General features: G+C 68.2%; 16 protein-coding genes. 5 read left to right on the top strand and 11 right to left on the bottom strand.

The genetic code is table 11. The features are described 5' to 3' along the window. Window positions 1-546: 546 nt before the first annotated feature. Both gmk and VD972_RS19475 read right to left on the bottom strand, forming a co-directional pair. On the bottom strand, window positions 547-1191 hold the full coding sequence (gene gmk, locus VD972_RS19480; RefSeq protein WP_324989151.1) for a guanylate kinase: 645 nt from the start codon (window positions 1189-1191) through the stop codon (window positions 547-549). Then, a complete protein-coding gene (locus tag VD972_RS19475; RefSeq protein ID WP_324989150.1) occupies window positions 1188-2066 on the bottom strand; it encodes a YicC/YloC family endoribonuclease in 879 nt (292 codons plus the stop codon). The genes gmk and VD972_RS19475 overlap by 4 nt, the downstream gene beginning before the upstream one ends. Before the next feature lie 76 nt (window positions 2067-2142). On the opposite strand from VD972_RS19475, the gene VD972_RS19470 reads away from it, so the two are divergent. Beyond that, a complete protein-coding gene (locus VD972_RS19470) occupies window positions 2143-3255 on the top strand; it encodes a glycosyltransferase family 9 protein (protein ID WP_324989148.1) in 1113 nt (370 codons plus the stop codon). Here VD972_RS19470 and VD972_RS19465 read toward each other — a convergent pair. The 9 genes from VD972_RS19465 to VD972_RS19425 form a co-directional block, all read right to left on the bottom strand. Then, on the bottom strand, window positions 3235-3381 hold the full coding sequence (locus VD972_RS19465; protein WP_324989153.1) for a Trm112 family protein: 147 nt from the start codon (window positions 3379-3381) through the stop codon (window positions 3235-3237). The two genes, VD972_RS19470 and VD972_RS19465, sit on opposite strands and share 21 nt — an antisense overlap. 34 nt (window positions 3382-3415) lie before the next feature. Further along, window positions 3416-3907, bottom strand: a complete 492-nt coding sequence (locus VD972_RS19460; protein ID WP_324989146.1) for an adenylyltransferase/cytidyltransferase family protein — start codon at window positions 3905-3907, stop codon at window positions 3416-3418. Next, entirely contained in the window at window positions 3904-4917 is a 1014-nt protein-coding gene (locus tag VD972_RS19455; RefSeq protein WP_324989144.1) for a bifunctional ADP-heptose synthase, read from the bottom strand. The genes VD972_RS19460 and VD972_RS19455 overlap by 4 nt, the downstream gene beginning before the upstream one ends. Window positions 4918-4977: 60 nt before the next feature. Continuing rightward, entirely contained in the window at window positions 4978-6057 is a 1080-nt protein-coding gene (lpxK, locus tag VD972_RS19450; RefSeq protein ID WP_324989142.1) for a tetraacyldisaccharide 4'-kinase, read from the bottom strand. Further along, entirely contained in the window at window positions 6054-7076 is a 1023-nt protein-coding gene (locus tag VD972_RS19445) for a glycosyltransferase (RefSeq protein WP_324989140.1), read from the bottom strand. The genes lpxK and VD972_RS19445 overlap by 4 nt, the downstream gene beginning before the upstream one ends. Window positions 7077-7098: 22 nt before the next feature. After that, window positions 7099-8124, bottom strand: coding sequence for a glycosyltransferase family 4 protein (locus VD972_RS19440; RefSeq protein ID WP_324989138.1), 1026 nt, complete (start codon window positions 8122-8124; stop codon window positions 7099-7101). Beyond that, complete coding sequence (locus VD972_RS19435; RefSeq protein WP_324989136.1) at window positions 8117-9379, bottom strand: 3-deoxy-D-manno-octulosonic acid transferase; 1263 nt, start codon at window positions 9377-9379, stop codon at window positions 8117-8119. Before VD972_RS19435 ends, VD972_RS19440 begins: the two co-directional genes overlap by 8 nt. Window positions 9380-9451: 72 nt before the next feature. After that, window positions 9452-10678: a hypothetical protein gene (locus VD972_RS19430; RefSeq protein ID WP_324989135.1), complete on the bottom strand. Its 1227-nt coding sequence runs from the start codon at window positions 10676-10678 to the stop codon at window positions 9452-9454. 297 nt (window positions 10679-10975) lie between these two features. Then, the gene (locus VD972_RS19425) at window positions 10976-12913 is read right to left on the bottom strand and encodes a DUF4091 domain-containing protein (protein ID WP_324989133.1); all 1938 of its coding nucleotides are present in this window, start codon (window positions 12911-12913) and stop codon (window positions 10976-10978) included. Window positions 12914-13303: 390 nt separating this feature from the next. On the opposite strand from VD972_RS19425, the gene VD972_RS19420 reads away from it, so the two are divergent. The 4 genes from VD972_RS19420 to VD972_RS19405 form a co-directional block, all read left to right on the top strand. Beyond that, window positions 13304-14119, top strand: a complete 816-nt coding sequence (locus VD972_RS19420; RefSeq protein WP_324989132.1) for an SGNH/GDSL hydrolase family protein — start codon at window positions 13304-13306, stop codon at window positions 14117-14119. 27 nt (window positions 14120-14146) lie between these two features. Beyond that, the gene (locus VD972_RS19415) at window positions 14147-14905 is read left to right on the top strand and encodes a hypothetical protein (RefSeq protein WP_324989130.1); all 759 of its coding nucleotides are present in this window, start codon (window positions 14147-14149) and stop codon (window positions 14903-14905) included. Beyond that, the gene (locus VD972_RS19410) at window positions 14902-15255 is read left to right on the top strand and encodes a penicillin acylase family protein (RefSeq protein ID WP_324989129.1); all 354 of its coding nucleotides are present in this window, start codon (window positions 14902-14904) and stop codon (window positions 15253-15255) included. Before VD972_RS19415 ends, VD972_RS19410 begins: the two co-directional genes overlap by 4 nt. Window positions 15256-15296: 41 nt before the next feature. Further along, a partial coding sequence (locus VD972_RS19405; protein ID WP_324989127.1) for an alkaline phosphatase PhoX occupies window positions 15297-15861 on the top strand: 565 nt, incomplete at its 3' end.

The raw sequence follows: 15861 nt of genomic DNA, 5'->3' as shown, positions 1-15861 counted from the left end.
ATTTCATGCTTCAGGGCCTGTCAACTTCGCCCTTCCTGCTTCGTCCTCGTTCAGTCAGAACCCGCCCAGTGGCTTCGTTCTTCCCTTCCGTGGAGGGGCGCGGCTTCTACTCCGCCCCCGCGTCCCGCGTCAACCGGTTTCAGCTGACTTATTCAACTGTGTCTCGACCTCGACTTCTTCCGGCCAGCCCCGCGTCTCGCGCTGCTGATCCGTATCGAGGGGCGCGGCTTCTACTTCGTTGCCGCGTTGAGTGTCAACACCTGATCTCGCGGCTTCATTTCGCCGCCTGGGATCTGACACCGGCCCTGCTTCCCATGAAGCAGAATCCCCACCCACAACGCCACCGCCCGCCAGCTTCCCACCCGTCGACCCTGAGGTCGAGTTCGAGGCCTGATCGAAGGAACCGCTCAAAGCCGCGAAGTCTCCGGCTTATCTACCAAGTTCCCGATCAACGCAAGTACCCATTCGAGCACCCGCATCCCCAGGGCCGACTGCCCTGGGGATGTAGGGGAACCACCCTGCATGGCCCCTCCATTCCCACCCATTTCAGTGCCCTGGATCAGCGGGGAGCTTCTCCAGCTTCATCATCGAGAGGTCCACCCTCCCCCTCCGGCACCGTTCCGCCACCACGACCGAGCGGAGCTCCTGGTAGGCGCGCTCGATGTCGTCGTTCACCACGATGTAGTCGTAGGACGCGACCCCTCGCTCGATCTCCGAGCGGGCCGCCAGCATCCGGCGGCGGATCGTCTCGTCCGAGTCCGTCTTCCGATCACGCAGGCGCCGCTCCAGCTCATCCATGGAGGGAGGCAGCACGAACACCAGGACGGCGTCCGGATGCTTGCGCTTGATCGCCTGGCCGCCTTGGACGTCAATGTCGAAGATGGCGGTGCCTCGACGGGCCCGGGCCTCGTCCACCACTGACTGGGGGCTGCCGTAGAAGTGGCCGTGGACCTCGGCCCACTCGACGAACTCGCTGCGCTCGATCTTCTGCTGGAAGGTGGCGACGTCCACGAACTGGTAGTCGACGCCCTCCTGCTCCTTGCCGCGGGGCCGGCGCGTGGTGACGCTCACCGAGAAGAGGGTGCTCGGCAACTCCCTGAGCAAGCGGTGGGCCAGCGTGGTCTTCCCCGCTCCAGAGGGCGCGGAGAGGACGAGCAGCAAACCGGGGTGCAATTGCGTGGGCTCGGTCATTCGACGTTCTGCACCTGTTCGCGGATGCGCTCGACCTCGGCCTTCATCGAGACCACGCGCGCGGAGATCTCCGCGTGCTGGCTCTTGGAGCCGGTCGTGTTCACCTCGCGGTGCATCTCCTGGACGAGAAAATCCATGCGGCGGCCAGCGGGCTCGCTGCTCGCCATGAGGGCCCGGAACTGCTCGAGGTGACTCGCCAGCCGGGTCACCTCTTCGGCAATGTCCGTCCGCTCCGCAAACACGGCCACCTCCTGGGCCAGCCGCTGCGGATCCACCGTGACGCTCCGGGCGAGCTCGGCCACGCGCTCGGCGAGGCGCTGACGGTAGTCCTCCACCGCCTTGGGCGCGAGCGCCGCCACCTCCCGGCTCCAGCCCTCAATGAGCTTCAGGCGCGCGTCCAGGTCCGCATGGATGGCCTCGCCCTCCACCTGGCGCATCTGCTCCAGCGCGGTGAGCGCCTGAGCGAGTGCCGCCTGCACCGCCTGGGTGGCCGCCTCCACGTCCATCCCCTTCTCCTCGAGCTTCATAACCCCCGGCTGGGTGGCCACCTGCTCCCACGAGACGTTGGCCGGCACGCCGAGCCCTTCCGCCAGTTCGCGGAAGGCCCGCGCGTACTCGCGGGCCAGGGCCACGTCCACGATGGGCACCGTGCCTGAGGCCGTGGCGGTCTGCCGCTTGACGAGCAGATCCACCGCGCCGCGCGCCAGCCTGTCCTTCACCTGCTTGGACATGCTCGGCTCGAGCGCGGACAGCTCTCGTGGCAACCGCGTCTTCACCTCACAGAACTTGTGATTGAGCGAGCGCAGCTCGACGGAGAACTCCTCGTCTCCGACTCGCGCGCGTCCGGCTCCGAACCCCGTCATGCTCTTGAGCATTGATCCGTTGCTAGGGGCTTTTCGCGATCAGGTCAAGCCGCCTGCTCGCTTCCGCTCTGGTAAGGTCCGCCTCCCCATGCCCTGGTACAAGCGGCTCGAGTTGTGGGCCAAGCTCACGCTGGCACTCGTGGCCTCGGCCCTCCTCTGGAGGCCCGGCCGCAGGCGTCCCCCTGGCTCGCCGCTGCCTGCTCCTCGGAAGGTCCTCCTCGTCCGCCCGGACAACCGCGTGGGAGAGGCGCTCCTTACCACCCCTCTACTCCAGACCCTGAAGGCCCTGCCTGACCCCACCCCCCAGGTGCACGTGCTCGTGCACTCGAAGGTGGCTCGCGCGCTCGCAGGGCACCCATCCGCCGATGCCATCCTCGCCTTTGACCGTCGGCGGCTGTGGCTGGGGCCGCTCGCTCCCGGCATCCGTGCCCTGCGCCGCGAGCGCTATGACGTCGTGGTGGACTGCGCCAACTGGGACGCTCCCTCCGTGACCTCGGCCCTGATCTCCCGGCTCGTCGGGCCGAAGGCCGTGGTCATCGGTCCTCGTGTGTGGCCCGTGTCCCTCCTTCACTCGGTCTCCGTTCCCGCCCTCCCCGGCACTCGCCGCGAGGCCTCTCAGCGCGCCGCTCTGCTCACACCCCTGGTACGCGGGCCTATCGTCGAGACCCTGTCCTTTCGGGAGCCGACCCTCGGTGACGTCTTCCGCGCCTACCTGCAGCGAGAGGCCAGCCGGCCTTGTGCCGTCCTCAATCCTGGGGGGCGTCTGGGCTGGCGCCGCATCCCCCCAGAGGCCTTCGCCGCCGCCGCTCGGGCCTTGGTCGCCGCCGGACGCGTCCCCATCGTGACCTGGGGCCCGGGGGAGGAGGCACTCGCACAGGCCGTCGTCCAGGGCGCCCCGGGTGCGCTCTTGGCCCCGCCCACCAACCTGGACGAGCTCGCCGCCCTCATGCGCGCCGCGGGGCTCACCGTCACGAACAACACCGGTCCGATGCACCTCTCCGTGGCCGTCGGCGCCCCGACCCTCGGGCTCTTCCTCCGCATCGACATGGAGCGCTGGGGACACCCCTATCCACCGCACCGCATGGTCGACCTCACGCCTGTCGCTGAGGCGGGCTCCGGTCTGGAGGAGCGTGTCTTCCAGGAGGTGCGCACCTTCGCCGCACAGCTCACCGCCGGAGCCTCAGGGCCGCAGCGGGCTTGAGCTCCCTGGAGTCAGGTCCGGTACTCCCTTCGCGATGGGCCAGGCGAGCTGACACCGAAGGCACCACGCCTCACCCCGGTCCTCGTGGAACTCCAGCTGCCCCTTGCAGACAGGACATGCCAGCACTGCCTTCAGCTGCTCATCCAGCGGCACAGGCGCTCTAGCCTTTCCCACCCTCGCGTCCCGTGCGTCGGGAGATCTCGGTGGTGCTGTGGTTCTTCGGATCCCCTGCTACCGCGGTGCGCCCCCCGTAGGCTCGTACCTCGTCCGCCTCCGGGATGGAGTCCGGCGTGTAGTCCGTGCCCTTCACGTGCACGTCCGGCTTGAGCGCCCGGATGATGCCCCTCACGTTCGGCTCGTCGAAGAGGATGACTCGATCCGTACACGCCAGCGCTGCAACCAGTTCGGCCCGCTCCGACTCCGGGATGTAGGGCCGCCCTGGCCCCTTGTACGCCCGCGTAGAGGCATCTGAGTTCACCGCCACCACCAGCACGTCCGCGAGCTCTCGCGCGCCCTGCAGGTACCGCACATGTCCCACGTGCAGCAGATCGAAGATGCCGTTGGCCAAAGCCACCGTGCGTCCCTCCGCCCGCCATCGCTCGCGCTCCTCGACTACCTGCGCCAGTGTCCGGATCTTGTCCTGTGTGCTCATCGCGCGCTCCGCAGCTCGCCGAGCAGCTCTTCCCGCGACACCGTGGCCGTGCCCTGCTTCTGCACCACCAACGCGCCCGCCACGTTGGCCAACCGCGCCGCCTCTCCCAGCGTGGCCCCCGCCGCCAGCGCCAGCGAGAGCGTCGCGATCACCGTGTCCCCCGCCCCCGTCACGTCCACCGCCTCCTTCGCTCCGTGCACCGGGATCCGATCCACCGTCCCGTCCGCTTCGAAGACCACCATGCCGTGCCGCCCCCGTGTCACCAGCAGTGCGCGACACCCGAGCCGCTTCACCGCCTCGCGCCCGGCTTCCATCAGATCCGCCTCGGTGCGCACGGGACGCCCCGTGAGCACCTCAAGCTCCGGCTCGTTGGGCTTGCACACCGTGACCCCCGAGAAGGATGCCAGCGCGTACCGGCTGTCCACGCAGACCGAGAGCCCCTCCCCCGCCAGCTTGCGAAGGACCTCACGCACCTCGTCCCCCACCACTCCCGCCCCGTAGTCGGAGACCACTACTGCATCCGCGTCCTGCGCAGCCTCCTCGATGAGCCGGGCGAGCGTCCGCCGCACGCGCACCGGAAGCGGTCCGCGCTGCCCCCGGTCCAGCCGCAGCATCTGCTGGCGCGTGGTGTTCATCCCGCCCGCCAGGATGCGCGTCTTGGTCTCCGTCTCAAGGCCTCGAGCGGTGGCCGCGCTCAGGCGGATTCCCGCCGTTTCGAACAGCCGGCGCAGCGCGCGCCCCATCTCATCCGCTCCCAGCACGCCTACCGCCGTCACCTGCCCCGAGAGCGCTCGGACGTTCGCCGCGACGTTCGCGCCACCCCCGAGCTTCACCTCCGAGGACTCGTGCCGGACGATGAGCACCGGCGCCTCGCGGCTCACCCGGTCCGTCTGACCATAGATGTAGTGGTCGGCGACCAGGTCTCCGACCAGCAGCACCCGCCTCCGAGCAAAGGTCAGAGGAAGCTGGGTGAGCGCGGGGAACGCACGAGCGGTCGAGGCTGCGGCCATGCCGGGCGCGTTGTCCCACAGCCGCCCGCGCCTCTCAAGTCGGCCGGAGAACACCCGCCTTCAGCCGAGCCCCAGCGCCCGCAAGAGCAGGTCCTCGCCCTCCAGCACTTCCACCCCCAGTCGGACCGTCCAAGCCTCGAACCCCCTTGGCAGGCGCACCGCGTCCTTCTCCGTCGTTACGACCCTCGCGCCGTGCTTCGACGCTCGCGCCTCGATGTCCCGGAGCTCGCCGGCCGTGAAGGGATGGTGGTCCGGGAAGAGGGCTACATCCTGGATGCTCACGCCGAGCTGTCGCAGCGTCCGCAGAAAGCTTCCAGGGCGGGCGAGCCCCGCCAACGCGAGCACTCGTGCTCCGGACAGCGCCTCCAGGGGATGCTCCACCCCAGTAGGATCGACCCACGCCGTCGGCTGGTAGCGCGTCCGTACCTGGGGGCCTGGGAGGGGAGGCAGAGGGAAAGCTGGGGATGCTGCGGTACGGATCCAGACGAGCGTGGCCCTGCTCAGCGCGGACAGCGGCTCGCGCAGGGGCCCTCGTGGCAGCATCTGCCCGTTGCCGAAGCCTGCCGCCTCGTCCACCACCACCACATCCTCGTCCCTCGCCAGCCGCCGGTGCTGGAAGCCATCGTCCAGCAGCACCACCTCAAGGCCGAACTCATCCCGCGCCTGCCGCGCCAGCGCCCGACGATCCGCGCCCACCAACACCCGGGCTTCCGGGCACCGACGCGCCAGCAACAAGGGTTCGTCTCCAGCCTCCTCGACGGAGGGAAGAAGCTCCGTGCCTGTGAAGGTGAGGGGGGCCTTCCCCTGGCGCCCGTAGCCTCTTGTCAGGATGCCGACCTTGCGCCCCGCCTGGACAAGCATCCCCGCCAGATGCAGCACTGCCGGCGTCTTTCCCGTGCCGCCCACGTTCAGGTTGCCTACCGAGATGATCCGGAGCCCCTCCACCCGCTCTTCACGCAGGATGTTCGTGTCATAGAGCGCACCCCGAAGCCGGACTCCCAGGCCGTAGCCCCAGGACAGCGCCGTCACCGGTGCCAGCAGCACACGGCGATCCCAGGACTCAGGTCCGGGCGGATAGAAGAGCCGCTCGATCCCCGTGGGCGCATCCGCCGCCTCCGTGCGCGCCAGCTCGGAGCTCAACCCGCACTCCGTGCCTGCTCGTAGAGCGCGAGCACGTCCTCGGCGATCCGTTGGTTGGTGGGATGCTCCACGCGGGCCCGCTCCTGCGACAACGAGGCAACCACCACCGCCTCGGGCGTTGGCTGTTCTACCCGCACATCCGCCAGGGCTGGCAATGCCCCCTCTGCCACCGCTACGACACGGACTCCGCAGGCCCGGGCCTGTGCCGCTGCCCGCCCACTCCAGTCGTTCCCCAGCCCCAGGATCCACACCTCGTCGAGCGCCTGGAGCCACCTCACGAACGCGTCTCCCTGGTGATAGCCCGCGAAGGTCACCTGCTCCTGGAGCCCCAGCTCTCGCACCTGCTGGCGAACCTGCTCCTGCAAGGCCCCGTCGCCCACCAACACCAGCCGCGCCTCGGGGCGCGTGCGCCAAAGCTGCTCGAAGGCCGCGACTCCCAGCGCGTGTCTCCGCGACTCCTGGAACGTCGACACCATGCCGATGAGCGGTGAGCCCGTCAGCCCCAGCTCCGCGCGGAGTGCCTCGCGGCTCTGCGCGGGTCTGAACCGCGGATCCACCAGGGGAGGCAGCACCTGCACCCTTCGCCCCGCGAGCCGGGACACCTCCGTGGAGCCCGGCACCGTGTACGCATCCGCCCTCGGCAGTGACGCTCGGAGCGAGCGTGGCGCATGGATGGAGCGGACCAGCACTGCTCCTCGCGGCTTCGCCCACCTTGCGATGAGGTGATCATGTGTGAAGTGCGAGTGCACGACGTCGAGAATTCGCCCTCGGAGCCGGCGCATGTCCCCCACCACCGACCAGGGTGACGACTTCACCGAGAGCTCGAGCCCTCCCGTGTCCAGCAGCCCCAGTGCCTCGAACCTCGGCACCGCTGGCTCCTCCGCCTCTGCCTTCCTTCGCCGCCGATCCACCGCGACCGTCACCTCGTGCCCGGCCTGGCGCTGTGCAAGCGCCAGCAACGCCACGTTCTCCGCAGGTCCGCTCCAGAAAGGACTCGCCAGCAGGTGCAGGATCCTCATCGGAGTTCCCGTCGCCATCCCTTCAGCCCTTCATCAGCGAGAGGTAGAGGTCGCGCAGCGCTTGCGCCTCGTGCTCGATGCCACACCTGCTTCGCGCATGCTCGGCCGCGTTGCGCCCTACTTCCCGGGCTCGCTCTGGCTCTCGCATCAGCATGTCGAGCAGCTCCCGCATTCCCTTCACGTCTCCCGGCTCGAAGAAGAAGCCCGTCCGGCCGTGCTCGATCAGCGTGTCCAGGTACTTCAAACGGCTCGCCACTACGCAGCAGCCTGACGCCATCGCCTCCACGTGTACCAGCGAGTACCCCTCCAGGTACGAAGGGTGTACCAGGATGCTGAAGCCCTGATACCAAGGCTGGATCACCGACTGCTCCCCCGCGAGCACCAGCCGATCCCCAAGCCCCTGGCCGAGCGACTTCACCCACTGCTCCTCGGCCCCCTTTGCCAGCCCCACGAGCACCGCCCGCCACTCTGGATGCGTGAGGAGCAACGGCCGGATGGCCTCAAGGAAGTCCCCCTGCCCCTTCTCCTTGCGGATCCGCCCGACCACGCCCACCCCGTAGCGCCCCCCTAGCCCCAGCTTTCGCCAGGCCTCCGCTCGATCCGCCGGCGGTTGGAAGCGCCCCAGGTCGATGCCGTGCGCGACGATCGTCGAGGGCAGCGCCATCGCCTCCGCAACCTCGCTCGTCAGCGCCACCAGCGCATCCGCGCTCCGGGCCAGCCATCGTGTGAAGCCGCTCGGCGCCTTCGAGGTGTGCCGGGTGAAGACCAGCCTCACCTGCCGCCCCAACAGCCGCAGCAACATTCCCACCAACATCTCGTTGTTGCGGTGCGCGTGCCACACCACCGGCTCACGCCGGATCCGGCCGAGCAGCTCGCCCCAGCGGATCCTCGGAAGCGAAGGCCCGAAGTGTGAGCCGATGGCCCGCGTCTCCAGCTCCCGCGCCAGCTCTGGCACCACGTTCTCCACGTGGCGCGTGATCCCCGTGTACCTCCGGTGGAAGTGCGGGTGGACGACCAGCGCCCGGGAGATCTCGGGCTGGCTAGCCATGGAAGAGCCTCGCCATGTACTCCACGTTGCGCCGGCTTGCTCCCGAGATCTGTCCCACCACCGCTCGCGCCTGGTCGCCCAGCTCCACCAACCGACCCGGATGGGCCAGCAGCTCCGAGACCTTCTGGAAGAGCTCCTCGGCATCCCGCACCTGGATGCCTCCTCTCCCCTCCAGCACCTGCACGCTATCCCGGAAGTTGTCCATGTGCGGCCCGAAGAGCACCAGCTTTCCCTGGCCCGCAGGCTCCAAGATGTTCTGCCCTCCCCGCTTCGTGAACGAGCCGCCCACGAACACCAGCGTCGCCAGCCGGTACGCCCTCGCCAGCTCGCCTATCGTGTCCAGCACTACCACCTGCCCGCCTTCCCGGTTCTCCTGCGAGCGCAGCCCCACCGTCAGCCCCGCCTCCCGCGCCAACGCCGCGATGCGCCCAGCCCGATCGATGTACCGCGGCGCGATCACCAACCGCAGCTCCGGGTATGCCGGCAGCAACCGCTGATACACCGTCAGCAGGAGTTCCTCCTCGCCCTCGTGCGTGCTGCCGGCCATCAGCACCCGAACGCTCTCCGTGAGCCCCAGCGCCCGTCGCAGCGCCTCATCCTCCGCGGCTGGTGCCACCGAGAGCGCGTCGAACTTCGTGTTGCCCGTCACCCATACCCGCTCCGCTGGCGCACCCAGGCTCCGAGCCCGCTCGGCCTCCTCCTCCTGCCGCATCAGGAACAGATCCAGGTCTCTCAGCGGGTTGCCGATCAGCGAGAAGAACAGCCGGTACTTCCCCTCGTTCTTTGGCGAGAAGCGCCCGTTGGTCATGGCCACTCGGGCTCCGCTCCGCTTCGCGGCCCGGATGAGGTTGGGCCAGATCTCCGTGTACTCCAGCACCAGCAGGTCCGGCTTGATGGCCCGCACCGCCCTGCGCGTGGCGCCCCACAAGTCGTAGGGGGCGTACACCACCCCGTCGATCTGCTTCGCCAGCCGCTCCCTCGCCATCAGGTAGCCGCTGTTCGTCGTCGTCGAGAGCAGGATCCGGCACCCTGGGAAGCGCTCGCGCAGCGGACCGAACATGGGCGACAGCGCCAGCAGATCCCCTGCACTCGCGCCGTGGAGCCAGAGCATCGGCCCCGCGCCCGCAGGCAGCGCTCCCGGCGCGTAGAAGCCTAGCCGCTGCAGCAAGCCGTGCCGCGTCTTCCGGTACACCGAGAGGACCGGGAACAGGACCGCGAAGAGCACGTAGCTGGCGAGGACGTACAGGAGGCGCATGGGCAGCCGCGCCGCGTCCTCTATCAGATGCCCGAGCCTCGCGGCAGCACAGCTACCGGACTTGGGACGATTTCAGCGCCACACCTCGAGCCTCACGTCGTCATACAGCACCTGGCCCTCGTAGTAGTTCACGTGCGGGTCGCCGAACATGAAGTACTCGGGCCAATACTCATTCTCCGGCCAGTCACACCCCGGGGCCTTCTCCTCGGGGGTGGCCTTGAAGTGCCAGACACAGTGAGCCGCCGCGTCAATGGTGGCTCGGTACGTCTTCTGCCCTCCGTAGCGGAAGCGCCCGGAGACCTGCAGCGTATAGCTCCCTGGTACGCGCTCAATGGAGACGTCGTACCACTCGCCGGGCAGGTACGAGTCCACGGCGCGGATCTTCCCCGAGGGCTGCCACGCATTGTCTGACCAGGACAGGAACGGCGGCCCGTACAGCTCGTGGCTCTTCTCCCGCCCGTCCAGCGCGAACATCATGACCGGGTGCTCGCCGCTCGGCAGAAAGCGCGAGCCGTCGAAGATCTCCATCCACGGCGGGTCATGGTTGTCGGAGTCGATCACCACCTTGCGACGGTGGTGGATCCAGGTGTTGTTGTGCGGGCGGGGCAGCGCGTCCAGAATGGTGAGCCAGTAGAAGCCATTCTGCGAGGTGGCCTTGTCGCTCAACCATGGCTCCGCCGTCTCATTGCCCGCGTCATGGCCATTGAGCCCCGGCTTGCCATTGCCAAAGTCGGCGAACCCCACGCGCAGGGAGATGCGGTATCGGTCCGGCAGTGGCTCGCTCGGGCGCACCACGGTGGCATCCGTGTGGGCCGGCGAGGCCAGGCGCAGCACCCGGTTGCCCGGACGGGCTGGATCGGGCACCACCGAGGCCACGCGGGAGAAGTCGGTGTCCCTGTTGCGGGTATAGGACTCAAAAGTGAGCCAGCTCTGGTCACCAAAGGGCGCGGAGATCCGCCAAGCCTCGGGCGCCTTCACCCCGCGCTGCTGGAAGAAGCTCCCCTGATCGGAGTAGGGCCCATCATCCGGCACCGGATCCTTCGACCAGTCAGGCGAGGGCAGCGCCAAGGACTCGAAGTCCTCCTGCCGTACCAGCTTCCAGCCCGGAGTTTCCTCACCCGGACCGCTGCCCTCCTCCGGCTCGTCTCCCGGTGCTTGCTGGGGCGGTGCCTGCTGGGGCGGTCCTTGCTCGGTGGCCGGGGGGAGCAGTTCCTCCTCTTGGGTCCTGTCTTCGGATGGGGCACCGCAGCCGGCGGCCAGCAGGCCTCCGAGCATCAGGAGCAGGTCCATTCGCCTCATGAAGAATCCCTCCCAGGACCCGTGCCCTGGCGCTTTACCTGTGCGCCGGGACGTCTCCGAGAGCAACCCCTTGCCGCTCGAGGATTCATCCACCCGCAGGAGGTGATTGCCTGCCCTGCTGCCGGCGCGTCTCTTCTGCGCCGTGCGGTTGGCTGGGGAGCAGCCATGAGGAAGCGGTGGCGCGAGCTCGCCCGAAGGGCACCGAGCTCGCAGCCACGCAGGCTTGGAGCGAACCGCTTCCGGCGAGCCGCTCCGAGCCTCACCACCGAAGCCAGCGGGTGGTGAGGCTCATCGAGGTCATCGCTTCGCGCAGGCCTTGAGCGGCTTGCGCCGCCGGAACGCGAGGACGAGGGCGACCAGCCCCAGGCCAGTGACCGCGAGGCTGCTCGAGCGCATGGCAGAGCACCCCGCACCGGCCCCGTCCGCGTTTGCATCGGGCGTCACCTTGCCGCCCGGGAGGGAACCCGGCCCTGGGGTAGGCAGGCCTGGAGTGGGATTGGACGGTCCAGGCTGGCTCACCTCAGTCCCTGGCCCGCCCGGCACAGGACCGGGCTTCATGCTGAGCTCCGCGATCCGCCGGCCGGCGGTAAGGCGGGCCTGGAGGATAACGTTCGGGTCGTCGCTGACATGATGCGCCGTCGGCACGACGTCTCTCGCGAGCTTCTGCGCGAGCGCCGAGTCACCGAGCTTCACCAGCAGCGTCAGGTACTCGTAGTCCTCCACGCCGTCGCGGATGTGCTTGAGCCGCAGCGAAGGCACCGGCACCTGCGAGGTACCCCCGATCTTCGCAGGCTTGCCCGGGTAGAGCAGCGTGCCGTCACCGTTGCCGCTGAAGGCGAACTGGCTGGTCCACGGATCGTTGTCGTAGGTCATGACGGTCTCGTAATAGAGCTCTCCGGTGGCGCCGTACGCGAAGTCCACCCACTGCATGGCGCGGTTGCGCGGCGCCGGGACGTCGACCATGTAGCTGGGCCACACCGCGCCCGGCTCGGCGCCGCCAAACGAGCAGCCGTGGCTCATGCAGCTCTGGTACATCCAGACCTCGCCGCCCTTGCTAACGAACTCGTCGTAGTGCGGCCGCTGGTTGCCGATGTACGGGCTGACGGGAGAGTCGATGAAGTTCACCACGGGCACGAGGATGTCGAGGCTGTCGAGGACGCTGTGCTCGGTGGCGGCGGCAACGTCGGTGGTGACGAGTGTGCGCAGGCCCGGGGCCGCGGCGTGAATGGCGGCGCTGCGCGGAATGATATCCTCCCACCTGCCACCGTAGGGCGGCTCGTCGACCGTGTAGTCGAAGACGCGGTCGAAGAAGCCCTGCTCGCGGGCGTGCGCGCTGTAGGACGCGAGCGTCGCGGCGGACACATCCCCCGCGTACTCAATGGAGGTGAACCTCGCGCCTGGAAGCTGCGTCGGCCCGGTGCCCTTCAAGAGCGCACCGAAGGTCGTGTCGAAGCCCGTCCAGTCATTGCCGACCTTGCCGAGCACCCCGTGGGTGTCTCCGGGGTAGAGGCGCATGTTGGAGATGTTCGAGAGCGTGATGCGGTGGTCGAGCGCGAGCCGCGCGTACTTCATGAGCAGCTCGGTGGCCACGTTGGCGCCCCCGCAGTCGCCGGCGCCGGTGTGCGCCATGCAGATGAACCCCGGCCAGGCGCGGAAGGCCGTCGCGAGCGTCGGAGTCGAAGGCAGCTCGAAGTCGAGGACCTCCACCTCCATAGGGACTGCCGTGTTGAAGCCATCTGCCGTGACTTCGATGCTTCCGGTGTAGGTGCCGGCCTGAGCGTCCAGCGGGACAAGGACGTCGACCCAGAGGGCGCGAGCCTCGCCCGCAGGAACGTTGAAGGGGAAGGCCGAGCGCGTCTGCCCGTCGATCTCATCCACGTCCGGAATGAGGCCGTCCGGGTAGCGCCCCCGAGTTCCGATGGAGCCGGAAGGCTGGGTCACGTTGATGAGCGACTCACGGTAGAGGCGCACGTTCGTCGCCGGTATCGTCGCACCATTGGGGCCAGTGAGCTGGCTGGCCCTCGCTCGGACGCCTGAGACAGCGACATCCCCCCGGATGACGATCTGGAAGGACTCGAACTCGTTCCGCGCAGCCGCGAGACGTGCAGGCGCGGCGCTCTTCACCTGTGCCGAAGGACCTACTTTGAGGAGCGGGCCTTCGGTCCAGACAGCAGGGGCTGCGGAGACGGTGCTCGCTATGAGCACGGACAGCAGTGGGGCGGAGAAGATTCGCATGGCGTCCTCAACCGTCCACTTCCCAAACCTGTTCCGACCCTCAGGCAGGCGAGCAGACAAGGCTCTGCCCGGCGCGTACTAGGCCTCTCTACCGGGACTGGCCCTGAGAGGCAGCAGGCTCAGCAGTTGTCACTCCCTCAGACTCCCGCTGTATCGAGAAGCCTTTTGTGGACTCACCAGCTCGATGCTGTGGGGTTGCTGACGCCCAAACCCTGCCCTCGGCTTGGAACCAGCGCAGCCACTCCTGTACACGCCTCGGCAACTTGACTCAGAGGAGGCAGCGCTGTGAGAACGTATCAAGTGCATATTCCCTGCGGGGTCGCCGGGTTGCTCCTGTGCGGTGTGGCGTTGGCAGCGCTGCCTACCAAGCAATCCAACGCCGGTGACAGCATGTCCCAAGGCTCCGGCGCGAATGGTTGGCCTGGGGATCACGTGGAGCTGAGCTGGGTGCAGGGCACCTCCAGCAACGTCTACTCCGTGTACATGCGCTACCGGGAGTTGGAGCCTTCCTTCACCCAGCAGCCCGAGTCCATCTCCGGTGCCGAGATGGTAGGCGGAGGAAACAACTTCGCGGCGCAGGCGGCGCGGATCTGTGCGCAAGAGGAGAAGCCACAGCACGTCTCGGTCCTCCTCGGTGCCAACGATGTCTGCAACCGGCCGAGATCCTCCAGCCCGGATGCAACGGAGACCCTGTATTCGCTCGACACCTGGCGAAACGCGCTTCGTGCGGGCCTGGACCAGCTCGCAGCCTGCCTCCCAGCAGGCTCGAAGGTCCATGTGCTGAGCTTCCCCCGGGTGGATTTCCTCTACAACGCGGGCCGCGCCAAGGGCTTCTGGTGTTCCACCATCGTCTGGCCGACCGCAGGTATCTGCCGCATCGTCACCGCGGAGACCCAGGCCTCGCGAAGAGCGCAGATCGGCGCCCGTATCAATGAGTACAACGAGGCGACCCGCGCCGAGGTCTCACTCTACGACTCCAACGCCAACGGCCAGAACCCGCGGGGGGTGCACTTCCTGTCTGATTGGCAGGGCTCGATCGAGGAGGGCCACTCCAACAGCTCGGTGGGCACGTACGTCTTCCGCGCGGCGGACATCAACGGCACAGACTGCTTCCACCCAAGCGTCCTGGGGCAGAGAAGACTGGCTTGTGCGACATGGGCCACCAATCCGGATGGCGCGGGCGTCGTCTCGGAGTGCTTCCAGTAGGTGCTTCAGGAACACGGGGGAACCGCAATGAAGACCTTTGCAATGATGGCCATTGGCATTTCTGCCGCGACGCTCGCCGCCTGCTCCACCGACGTACTGCCTCGGGAGAGGGGGGCCGATGATGAGCTCTCCACAGGCGTGAGCGAGTCGGAGCTCTTGACGCTGCTGACGCCGGAGCCGGGCGCGGCGGCAGCGGAATATGAGGCAAGCACCTCCCGCTACCGCCTCTTCGGAGTCCAGATCAGCCAGGTGCCGGGCGAATCCTTCGCGACCCTGGCGGAGACGTCGACCTGGGCAACCCGCAATCTGAGGGTAGGCGAGCTCTTGGGCCGCAACCTCCGGGTGACAGCCATCACCTCAGAGGGGCTCGAGCTGACAGGGGGCGTGAGCGCTCGGGTGCTCCCGGTGGGCCAGGATGTCCTCCTCCGCATCATCCGCCATCGGTTCGATCAGGCCGCCGTCCACCGAGGCCGGCACCACTGGAAGGTGGATGGAGGCGCGGTGGCGCAGCTCCGCAGCCGGTATGGCCTGGGCGTCCAGACGGAGCAGGTGACCCTCTTCCTGGAGCCGGCCATCCGGCTCATTCATCTCCAAGCGGAGGGCGTCTTCTCACGGCTGGGCTTCCGCGAGGGCGATCTGCTCTTCAGCATGAATGGGAAGTCGCTCACCCCAGATGAGCTGGGGGCGGTTGCCGACAGGATGGCCGAGCAGGGAAGCACGGTGCGGCTGAGGGTGTTCCGCGAGGGCGGGCTCCACGAGTTCACTTTCTCCGTGGAAGCGCCATGAGCCCTCCCGGGAGCCGGCCCAGGCGCCGGTGGCTCGTGCTCGCCGCCTCGCTGCTCCTCGCGCCCACCTCCCCTGCCGAGCTCCTCGCACCCTCAAGGGCCGAGGAGGCGCAGCGAGAGCTCCCCGGCCTGGTCGAGGCGGCACAGGTCCGCCGGGACACCTACGGCATCGCGCATATCACTGCCAACCACCGGCATGACCTGTTCTTCCTGCAGGGGTGGGTACATGCCCAGGACCGGCTGTTCCAGATGAACGTCACCCGCCGACAGGCGGGCGAGCGGCGACGGGAGGCAGAGTCCGTCACCCGCTTCGTCCCCGGGGGACGAGCGTACCCGCCGCTGGAAGAGTGAGTGCCTTGGTCGTTTCCAACCCACAGGAGAACCTGACGCGCATGAATCGTCGACACTTCCTACGTCTTTCCGTGCTCGGGAGCGGGGCACTCTCCCTGGGCCCGAGTTTCTGGCAGAACGCCTATGCGGCTCCCGCCGAGCCCGGGCCGAGTCCCTACGGGCCGCTGCCCGACTCGCCAGATGCCAACGGCCTGCTGCTCCCCGCGGGCTTTGTCTCGCGCATCATCGCGCGCACGGGAGAGCCTGTGCCGGGGACGAATTACACCTGGCATCCGAGCCCGGACGGGGGAGCATGCTTCGCCACCCCTGATGGGGGCTGGGTGTACACGTCCAACAGCGAGACGCTCTGGGGCGGGGCCTCAGCGGTGCGCTTCGATGGAGGCGGGAACATCGTCGCTGCCTACCGCATCCTCTCCGGCACCTTCGCAAACTGCGCGGGGGGCCCCACTCCCTGGGGCACGTGGCTGTCCTGCGAGGAGCATGATGGAGGCCGCGTCTGGGAATGCAATCCCATGCAGCCGTCGCAGGGGCTGGCCCGCCCGGCCCTGGGCACGTTCGCCCACGAGGCGGTGGCCGTCGACCCCCAGGGCCACCGCCTCTATTTGA

The sequence above is a fragment of the Hyalangium sp. genome (genome assembly GCF_035629615.1).
Classification (GTDB): domain Bacteria; phylum Myxococcota; class Myxococcia; order Myxococcales; family Myxococcaceae; genus Hyalangium.
This window is presented reverse-complemented; position numbering and strand designations above follow the sequence as displayed.

Excerpts from the sequence above, each read along its gene's own strand:
- VD972_RS19440 (WP_324989138.1), bottom strand. The coding sequence starts at position 8,124 with ATGGCTAGCCAGCCCGAGATCTCCCGGGCGCTGGTCGTCCACCCGCAC.
- VD972_RS19425 (WP_324989133.1), bottom strand. The coding sequence starts at position 12,913 with ATGCGAATCTTCTCCGCCCCACTGCTGTCCGTGCTCATAGCGAGCACC.
- VD972_RS19435 (WP_324989136.1), bottom strand. The coding sequence starts at position 9,379 with ATGCGCCTCCTGTACGTCCTCGCCAGCTACGTGCTCTTCGCGGTCCTG.
- VD972_RS19410 (WP_324989129.1), top strand. The coding sequence starts at position 14,902 with ATGAGCCCTCCCGGGAGCCGGCCCAGGCGCCGGTGGCTCGTGCTCGCC.
- VD972_RS19430 (WP_324989135.1), bottom strand. The coding sequence starts at position 10,678 with ATGAGGCGAATGGACCTGCTCCTGATGCTCGGAGGCCTGCTGGCCGCC.
- gmk (WP_324989151.1), bottom strand. The coding sequence starts at position 1,191 with ATGACCGAGCCCACGCAATTGCACCCCGGTTTGCTGCTCGTCCTCTCC.
- VD972_RS19470 (WP_324989148.1), top strand. The coding sequence starts at position 2,143 with ATGCCCTGGTACAAGCGGCTCGAGTTGTGGGCCAAGCTCACGCTGGCA.
- VD972_RS19460 (WP_324989146.1), bottom strand. The coding sequence starts at position 3,907 with ATGAGCACACAGGACAAGATCCGGACACTGGCGCAGGTAGTCGAGGAG.
- VD972_RS19445 (WP_324989140.1), bottom strand. The coding sequence starts at position 7,076 with ATGAGGATCCTGCACCTGCTGGCGAGTCCTTTCTGGAGCGGACCTGCG.
- VD972_RS19420 (WP_324989132.1), top strand. The coding sequence starts at position 13,304 with ATGTCCCAAGGCTCCGGCGCGAATGGTTGGCCTGGGGATCACGTGGAG.
- VD972_RS19455 (WP_324989144.1), bottom strand. The coding sequence starts at position 4,917 with ATGGCCGCAGCCTCGACCGCTCGTGCGTTCCCCGCGCTCACCCAGCTT.
- VD972_RS19415 (WP_324989130.1), top strand. The coding sequence starts at position 14,147 with ATGAAGACCTTTGCAATGATGGCCATTGGCATTTCTGCCGCGACGCTC.
- VD972_RS19475 (WP_324989150.1), bottom strand. The coding sequence starts at position 2,066 with ATGCTCAAGAGCATGACGGGGTTCGGAGCCGGACGCGCGCGAGTCGGA.